Origin of the sequence: Mycobacterium gordonae, assembly GCF_001417955.2 — a bacterium.
Taxonomy (GTDB): Bacteria; Actinomycetota; Actinomycetes; order Mycobacteriales; family Mycobacteriaceae; genus Mycobacterium; species Mycobacterium gordonae_B.
Genome location: NZ_LKTM01000142.1, coordinates 1 through 2,510, shown reverse-complemented (window position 1 = coordinate 2,510; position 2,510 = coordinate 1). Strand labels below are relative to the sequence as shown.

The 2,510-nt window shown below is 77.4% G+C and carries 2 protein-coding genes; one reads left to right on the top strand and one right to left on the bottom strand.

The features are described 5' to 3' along the window. On the bottom strand, positions 1 to 1,219 hold a 1,219-nt coding region (locus tag AO501_RS13385; protein ID WP_419775671.1), incomplete at its 3' end, for a PGRS repeat-containing protein. Between the two features lie 72 nt (positions 1,220 to 1,291). Between AO501_RS13385 and AO501_RS13390 the strand changes: the two genes are divergently transcribed. Continuing rightward, positions 1,292 to 2,510, top strand: a 1,219-nt coding sequence (locus AO501_RS13390) for a PGRS repeat-containing protein (RefSeq protein ID WP_419775671.1), incomplete at its 3' end; no start/stop codon positions are given.

Sequence of the window (2,510 nt, the reverse complement as noted above, 5' to 3'; positions counted from 1 at the left end):
TAGCGCAGGCGCCACCCGCGCTACCGGTGGCGCCCGCGCTACCGCCGGTGCCACCCGCACCACCGGCCCCGTAGAGCAGACCGCCGAACCCACCGTTGCCGCCGAACCCACCGGGTCCGGTGGTGGTGCTGGCGCCGCCGGCCCCACCGGTGCCGCCCGCACCGAACGGCCCGGCGTTACCTCCGTTACCGCCGGACATGTTTGCCGCGCCGGAACCGCCGGCCCCGCCGTCGCCGAACAACCACCCACCGGGCGTGCCGTTGGCACCGCTTCCCGCGGCACCGGGCGTGCCGTTGCCGATCAACGGCCGCCCGGTCAGGGTCTCGAAAGGCCCGTTGACCGTATTCAGTACCTGTTGCTGCAGCGTATGCAGTGGTGAGGTGCTCGCCGCCGCGTTGAATCCGTCGAGGCCCAACAGCAGCCCGCCGGTGCCGCCGACTCCGGTGTTGCCCGTGGTGTCGCCGGTCCCGCCGACGCCGGCGTTGCCGCCGTTGCCGATGAGCGCACCGTTGCCACCGGCGCCGCCCGACCCGCCGGCCCCGGCGCCGGCACCACCGGCGTTTCCTTGCCCGCCGGCGCCGCCGGCACCGCCACTGCCGATCAGCAAGGCGCCCTTGCCGCCCGCCCCGCCGTTGCCGCCGGCCGCGGCTTCGCTCACTCCGCCGGCGCCACCTATCCCGCCGGCCCCGTTGAGCACGCCGCCGGACCCACCGCTACCGCCAGCTCCTCCGGCGCCCGCTTCGCTGAAGCCACCGGCGCCGCCGGCGCCGCCCGCACCGCTGAACATGGTGCTGCCACCGGCCCCGCCGTCGCCGCCGTTGCCGGTGTTGCCGCTGCCGCCCGCGCCTCCGGCGCCGCCGGCACCGAACCCGAACGCGTTGCCACCTGCTCCACCGTTGCCTCCGGTGGCTGAGCTGGCGCCGCCGCCGCCGCCGACACCGCCGGCGCCGAACACAAACCCACCGTTACCGCCGGCACCGCCGACGCCGCCGATTGAGGAGATGCTGGCGCCGCCGGCACCGCCCGCCCCGCCGTCGCCGAACACACCGCCGGCGCCGCCGGCGCCACCTACCCCACCGGCCGCCGCGACACTGCCGCCACCGGCACCGCCGGCACCGCCCAATCCGATGAGCACTCCCGCGCCGCCGGCACCGCCGGCACCGCCGATGCCGCCGTTGCTGCCGCCACCGGCACCACCGGCACCACCGTCGCCGAACACACCGCCCGCTCCGCCGACCCCACCCGCTCCGCCGGCGCCGGCGGAGCGGGTGGGGTCGGCGGAGCGGGCGGTGTGTTCGGCGACGGTGGTGCCGGTGGTGCCGGTGGCGGCAGCAACGGCGGCATCGGCGGTGCCGGCGGTGCCGGCGGCGCGGGAGTGCTCATCGGATTGGGCGGTGCCGGCGGTGCCGGTGGCGGCAGTGTCGCGGCGGCCGGTGGGGTAGGTGGCGCCGGCGGCGCCGGCGGTGTGTTCGGCGACGGCGGGGCGGGCGGTGCCGGCGGCGCCAGCATCTCCTCAATCGGCGGCGTCGGCGGTGCCGGCGGTAACGGTGGGTTTGTGTTCGGCGCCGGCGGTGTCGGCGGCGGCGGCGGCGCCAGCTCAGCCACCGGAGGCAACGGTGGAGCAGGTGGCAACGCGTTCGGGTTCGGTGCCGGCGGCGCCGGAGGCGCGGGCGGCAGCGGCAACACCGGCAACGGCGGCGACGGCGGGGCCGGTGGCAGCACCATGTTCAGCGGTGCGGGCGGCGCCGGCGGCGCCGGTGGCTTCAGCGAAGCGGGCGCCGGAGGAGCTGGCGGTAGCGGTGGGTCCGGCGGCGTGCTCAACGGGGCCGGCGGGATAGGTGGCGCCGGCGGAGTGAGCGAAGCCGCGGCCGGCGGCAACGGCGGGGCGGGCGGCAAGGGCGCCTTGCTGATCGGCAGTGGCGGTGCCGGCGGCGCCGGCGGGCAAGGAAACGCCGGTGGTGCCGGCGCCGGGGCCGGCGGGTCGGGCGGCGCCGGTGGCAACGGTGCGCTCATCGGCAACGGCGGCAACGCCGGCGTCGGCGGGACCGGCGACACCACGGGCAACACCGGAGTCGGCGGCACCGGCGGGCTGCTGTTGGGCCTCGACGGATTCAACGCGGCGGCGAGCACCTCACCACTGCATACGCTGCAGCAACAGGTACTGAATACGGTCAACGGGCCTTTCGAGACCCTGACCGGGCGGCCGTTGATCGGCAACGGCACGCCCGGTGCCGCGGGAAGCGGTGCCAACGGCACGCCCGGTGGGTGGTTGTTCGGCGACGGCGGGGCCGGCGGTTCCGGCGCGGCAAACATGTCCGGCGGTAACGGAGGTAACGCCGGGCCGTTCGGTGCGGGCGGCACCGGTGGGGCCGGCGGCGCCAGCACCACCACCGGACCCGGTGGGTTCGGCGGCAACGGTGGGTTCGGCGGTCTGCTCTACGGGGCCGGTGGTGCGGGTGGCACCGGCGGTAGCGCGGGCGCCACCGGTAGCGCGGGTGGCGCCTGCGCTA